4 protein-coding genes are annotated in these 6,283 nt (G+C 60.5%); 1 reads left to right on the forward strand and 3 read right to left on the reverse strand.

Going from position 1 to position 6,283, the window contains the following annotated elements; genetic code table 11:
* Window positions 1-303 precede the first annotated feature (303 nt).
* A complete protein-coding gene (locus ACMLHG_RS15140) occupies window positions 304-1,839 on the forward strand; it encodes an alpha-isopropylmalate synthase regulatory domain-containing protein (RefSeq protein ID WP_295808464.1) in 1,536 nt (511 codons plus the stop codon).
* A gap of 10 nt (window positions 1,840-1,849) precedes the next feature.
* Here ACMLHG_RS15140 and ACMLHG_RS15145 read toward each other — a convergent pair whose 3' ends face one another.
* The 3 genes from ACMLHG_RS15145 to ACMLHG_RS15155 all read right to left on the reverse strand — a co-directional run.
* Window positions 1,850-4,159, reverse strand: a complete 2,310-nt coding sequence (locus ACMLHG_RS15145) for a glycoside hydrolase family 16 protein (protein WP_295808462.1) — start codon at window positions 4,157-4,159, stop codon at window positions 1,850-1,852.
* 26 nt (window positions 4,160-4,185) lie between these two features.
* Window positions 4,186-4,959, reverse strand: coding sequence for a prepilin-type N-terminal cleavage/methylation domain-containing protein (locus tag ACMLHG_RS15150; protein ID WP_295808460.1), 774 nt, complete (start codon window positions 4,957-4,959; stop codon window positions 4,186-4,188).
* A gap of 56 nt (window positions 4,960-5,015) precedes the next feature.
* The coding region (locus ACMLHG_RS15155) for a hypothetical protein (RefSeq protein ID WP_417171034.1) at window positions 5,016-6,283 on the reverse strand (1,268 nt) is incomplete at its 5' end.

A 6,283-nucleotide genomic window follows, 5' to 3' on the forward strand; every position in this document is an offset into this window, starting at 1 on the left:
AAATGTTATCAATTGAATGGAGTACAGTGATTATGCGTGCGGCGCGTCCCATCCCGAAAAAACATGTGCTGATGATCGTGATCGGCATTCGTCAGGGTCATGCCGGCGCTTGCGCCGGGATGGCCCGTAATCCCCATCCCGGGAGTGACCGGCGGTGAACGACACCGCTTTTTCGATAAAAGCCATGCGGCCTCCCGGTGAACCGGCGTGTCGCATGGCGTTTTTGTATCAAACCGGATCGGCGCAGAGGAGAGCGGAGAGTTCCGCAGACGCAGCCGTCCGTCAGATGAGGAATAACGAAAAATGATGAAATCGAAGAGGCTTGAGCAGTTCGTCGAGGTGATGGATACGACACTGCGCGACGGAGAGCAGACTCCCGGGGTTTCGTTTACTCCGGCGGAGAAGCTGGAGATCGCCCGGCTGCTGATCAACCGGGTCAAAGTGGACCGGCTCGAGATCGGTTCGGCGCGCGTCTCCGAAGGGGAGCGCGAGGCGGTCGGCACGATCCTGCGCTGGGCGGAGCATCACGGCTGTCTGGAGGCGATGGAGATCCTCGGCTTCGTGGACGGCGGCCGTTCGGTCGAGTGGATTCTCAGCACCGGCGGGCGGGTGATCAACCTGCTGGCCAAGGGGTCGGAGGAGCACTGCCGGGTGCAGCTGCGCAAGACGCCGGCCCGCCACTTCGACGAGGTCGCCGCCGAGATCGAGGGCGCTCACAACCGGGGGCTGCTGGTCAATCTCTATCTGGAGGACTGGTCCAACGGCATGCGCAACAGCTTCGCCTACGTCTACGAATTTCTGAACCGGCTGCAGGGGCTGCCGGTCGAACGAATCATGCTGCCGGACACCCTCGGCATCCTCGATCCGGAGGAGACGGCGACCTACTTTGAATGGATCTACCGGGCGTTTCCGCACCTGCGGCTGGACTTCCACGGCCACAACGACTACGGTGTGGTGACGGCGAACAGTCTGGCGGCGGTCCGCGCCGGAGTGAACGGAATCCACACCACGATCAACGGACTTGGCGAACGCACCGGGAACCAGCCGCTGGCGCAGCTGGCGGTCACGGTTCACGACATGACTTCGCGCCGGACCCGGATTGTGGAGAAGGAGCTGCAGCACGCGTCGGAGATCGTCCAGAACATCTCCGGCAAGCGGTGTGCGTGGAACATGCCGGTAGTCGGGCCGGATGTCTTCACCCAGACCTGCGGCGTCCATGCCGACGGCGACAAGAAGGGAAATCTTTACGCCAACCTGCTGCTGCCGGAGCGGTTCGGGCGTCACCGCAACTACGCGCTGGGCAAGCTCAGCGGCAAGGCGTCGCTCGAACAGAATCTGGAGGCGCTCGGGCTGGAGCTTTCGCCCGAGGTGCGGCAGAAGGTGCTGGCGGAGGTGATCCGCCTCGGGGACCGCAAGAAGAACGTCTCTCCGAGCGATCTGCCGTTCATCATCGCCGGCGTGCTGAGCACTCCGGTGAAGTCGCGCATCCGGATCACCGATTTCGAGGTGACCACCCGGATCAATACGACGCCGAAGGCGCGGGTGGTGCTCGAAATGGATGGGGAGATGATCGAATCGACCGCGTCGGGCGACGGCGGTTACGACGCCTTCGTCAAGGCGCTGCGCAAATCGTTGAAGAGGTTCGGCCTTTCGATGCCGCGGCTGCTCGACTACGAGGAGCGCATCCCGCCGGGGGGCAAGACCGACGCGCTGGTTGAGACGACAATCCGCTGGGCGACGCCGGGGCGTGCTCTGGTGACCACCGGAATCGACTCCGATCAGCTGGTGTCGGCGGTTCTCGCGACGGAGAAGATGCTCAATCTGATCCTGCCGGAGTGACGCAGTTGCGTTACTTCACGACGTTCAGCCGAATGTTGGAAAAAAGCACTGTGCCGATAGCGTTCTGCAGTCCGAGGTGGAGCATAACCCGCCGGGCATCAGGCGGAATCTCCACCTTGACCCGGCAGGAGCGCCAGTCGTAGTTGCCATATTTCCCTTCCATCAGGTCATGGTAGCGGAGTTTGCCGTCGGCACCGGTGATCACCAGCATCAGTTTGATGCCGAGATAGGCCGCGTCGGGACGTTGTACTTTTTCCGCTTTGAGCTCCGCTTCGAGTTCGACAGCGTGTCCACGCACCGCTTCAAGCGCGACCGGAATCCGGAGCTGACGGCTGGCGGTTGCGTCGGGACTGTCGATCCGGATTGCGGGCCGTCCTTTTTCGCGGCCTTCCGGCAGAAAGACGGCGAATCCGGCTCCTTCCCAGCGGCGCAACTGCTCCGCCGTTGCGGCGGGATCCTCGCCGGGATGGAGCGGCGTACCGGCAGGCGCAGCGACGGGCACACCCCTGCGCAGTTCGGGAATGTTTTCGTTCCGGTTAAGTGCTTCGAGATCTTTTCGTTGCCAGACTTTGACGTAATCGACCAGAAAGTCATAGGGGAGCTGGTCGTCGTCCACCCGGTAACCACCCCAGCCGCCGATCTGGGCGCAGAGTTTCAGATAGATGGGAGCGCTGGGAACGGAGACACTTTCCCAGCGGGCGACCGGCTCACCATTGAGGTACCAGATAATCAACCCGGGTTCCCAAAGGATTCCGGCGGTGATGAATCCCTCCCGGTCACGAGCGGTATAGAGCCGGTTGAATCCCATCATTCGATGTTCTTTCATCGCTGGAGTTGCCCACCAGTGGCAGGCGATGTTGTTGCGATGCGGTCCGAAGCGGCCGGGCTGTTCGAAGATGTCGATTTCCATGCCGCCGTGGATCGAGCGGTGGCGGTTCGGGCGGCCCCGGCCGTGATCAGGCATCGACCAGAAGGCTGGCCAGATGCCGTGGAGAGTCGTCGGACGCAACCGGGCTTCGAAGTAGCCGTAGCGCTGGGAGAATTTGTCGAAGGTGGTCATGCTTCCCGAGGTGTACTCCCGGAAATACCGTTCATCGGGCGTATTGTCGTCGAAATAGCTGATTTTTTTCTCCGACCGGATGTGAAGCATTCCATCCTTGACAATCAGATTGCGGGGGCTGTAGTTGCAGAGCAGTTGCGGATTGGTGACCTTCCAGCTCCATCCGGAACTCCAGGTGGAGAGATCGATCGTATTGCCGTTGAACTCTTCATTGAGAGTCTGTTGCCATTCTCCCGGAACCGGCGGCCGTTTGCCGCTCCATTCCGGCAGCGTGACGACGCCGGAGATTGCCCGCGCCTTCTCCAGCTGGAGCGGAGCGTGCGCTGCGATCGCGATTGCGAGGACATCCTCGTTCCAGAGCGGGGAGCCGCCGGAGGATTTTGCCGCACCGTCGCGTTCGTTCTCCTGATCGCTGCGCCGGGTGGAGTGGTCGGCGTCGACGATCCGGCAGATCCACGGGGCGCGCCCTTTGAATTTCACCTCCACGGACGAGGTTGAACGCGGTGGAATTACCGCCTCTTCATAGACGCTGTTTTCGCGTGTGCACGCTGTCGTCGCCGAGACGAAGCAGGTGACCGGTACCGGCTTGTTCCCTGGATTGCGCAGTTGAAAACGAACCCGGTCGAATCCGGAGAGATCCCAGCGCTGTTCCCGCCGCTGGAGGACGAAAAGACCGCCGGTTGCCGGAAAATCCAGTTCCAGCGCGCTGCCGTTCCTCCGATACGGCACGTTGCCGGAAAATTTCAGGGGCAGGCGGGAGGGGTGAAGCATTCCCTGAGCGGGTGCCGCGTTGAATCGGACTCCCGGCGGGGGTTCACCCGGTTTGCCGCCAAGTTTTGCATAGACAAGTTCCAGTTGCCGGAATTGCTCCGGAGTGTCAGTTTCAATCAGGATTCGTCCGAGCCGGGCGGGATTGATGACATAGCCGAAGTCCGCGTTCCCGGCGAAATAAATCCGCATCGGCACCGGATCGGCACCGGCCGAAGAGAGCTGCTGCAGGCTCCGGCTCTCCGGGTCATTGATGCGGCGGGTGTTGTCGCGAAGTGCGACTCGGACTGGAACCGCTTTGGCTCCTCTCACCCGGAAGCCGAGTTCAAGGTATCCGTAACGGGAGAAGTCACACTCTCCTGCGACAGGGTGAAGCACCATTCGCCGTGCCATCGGTGTGACGTGAAAGGCGATGTCGTTGATCAGGAGTTCCGCCTGCGCAAATGGAGTGAACAGAAGGAGGATAAGAGAAGCAAGAAAATGGTTTTTCATGATGTTTCCTTTTTTGAAAGAGGGGATTACAGAGAACCCCATTCGCCGCTGTACCAGAAGTCGCCACGCTGCGCTTCGCTGAAATTCTCCGGAATCTGGTTGATGAGCCGTCCTTCAACGTGGCCGTCGGCAAAGGTGTAGTTGCCGCCGCTCCGGTTGTAGTGACGCCAGGGGGGATTGTCGGTGTCGGCATTGATGCTGGCCCGGTTGCCTCCATCCGGCCCCCAGTAGGTAACGAGCACACCATTTTTAATGCCGCGGTCATAGTCGCCGAAAAACATTCGCCGCGACGGATATTTGATCCGGTTGAGTTTGGCGTTGAACTGCTTCGGCTTGCTGTAGCCCCAGCTGTCGGTGTAGTTGTTGATCCCGTAGTGGGAGGCGTAGACGCTCCAAAGGTTGGCGCGCGGCTGCTGGGCAGGACAGCGAAAGATGCCGACACAATCGAATAGAGCTCCTTTTTCCAGCTCCTTCACATAGGTCAGCTGAAGTGCCGGCGCCTGATGCTGGTTGGGATTCTGCATGTGGTAGATCACATCGAGCCAGGTGGTATGATACTTTTCTCCCATGTTGTAGTCTGCTGCCGGAATAATACCGTTGTTGAGATCGACGTACATTGCCATGCCGGTGTGGAGTTGTTTCAGATTGTTTACGCAACTGGTATCGATTACTTTGGAACGTGCTTTGTTCAGTGCCGGCAGCAGCATGGCGGCGAGAATTGCGATGATCGCAATAACGATGAGCAATTCAATAAGGGTAAAAGGACATCGTATCTGCGTCGTTTGGAACAGCGGGGGCATTGAATGAACTTTCGGTCTCTCATCAGGAAAAGAGCTCTGGAGTCGATGGCGCTGTCTCATGAAATTGTCTCCTTTCTGTTGGAATGAAAAGATTGTTTAAACAGAAATTTTTCCCCGCGGTGTTCCGCCAGGCGCAGGCCGTGCAGAAGCTGGACCGGCCCGGAGGCGGAACAGCGCGGGAAATCCACCCGGTCGAGCACCCGGGCAAACCGGGTGCGTTCGTCGTCGCCGAGGGCGGCGGCACTGTCGGAGTAGAGGGCGATCAGACAGTTCCCGAGACCGCGCAGCAGTGTATTCGGGCGCGCATAGACCGGGTCGAGGCAGGGGTTCAAATAGGTTTTGCCGCCGAAGATTGCCGAACGGCCGTCGTCGGAAAGCGTCTGAGGCGTCAGTTTCATCGGCAGTTTCCGCCAGTTGCCGTACTGTGCGCACCAGTCGCCGGTGAATGTTTCCGCCCCGGTGAGAATCCGGCCGAATTCCCGTTGCGCCATTTCTGCAACACGTGCCATTGCGCCGCGGACAGCCGGTTCCAGCCCCGGGAAGAATCCCGCGTCGCGGAAGAACGCCAGCGAAAGCTGCAACTGTGCCAGCGGAATATCCCAGCACTCCTTTTCATCGGCGTGCCAGGTGGTTTCCACTCCCTTTTCCGCGTAGCGCCGCGCCAGAGAGAGCCAGTGCGGTTCTCCGGTCGCCTCGAAGGCGGCAGCGTAGATCATCGGCAGCCGCAGTGCCTCGTGAGCGGCGCTTTCCCACATCTTTGACACCAGGGCGCGGCCGCCGTCAAGCCGACCGAGATCGTAGTTGTTTTCCGGTGTCACGCGGGCTTCGCAGAACTCCGCGATGCTCCGCAGAATGTTGCGCGCCTGCTCCCGATTGGCCGCCGGAGCGTTTCGAAAGGCGCGCCAATATCGCCAGACGCCGTAGACCGCCAGCGAAAACTGATCGCGGGAGGAGTTGCTGTAACAGCTCCTCCCGTCGTACGGCGAGAGGCCGCGGGCGACAAAACCCGGTCTGCCGTGGACCGTCGTACAGCGGAAGATTCCGTCGAGAATCCGGCCGGCGAACACTTCGTCGGTTTCCCCCGATTCCCGCTCCAGCGCCAGGGTATCGAGCACGGAGCCGGCGTTGAGCATGCAATCCTCCATCCCGGTGCTCCAGCCGCAGGGGTTGGGAAAGTCGACGGCGATCTCCTCCGGCGTCGGAAGGAACGCAAACCGTTGTGCCGGATCCGGGCTGGTGCGGCAGTCGGAGATGAGATTGGTGTCCGGTGAGAAGAGATTGTTCCGGATGTGGTGCCAGAGGGCATTTATTTTGTGTTGTGCCA

It is taken from the genome of Victivallis sp. (genome assembly GCF_048170485.1).
In the GTDB taxonomy this organism is placed as follows: Bacteria; Verrucomicrobiota; Lentisphaeria; order Victivallales; family Victivallaceae; genus Victivallis.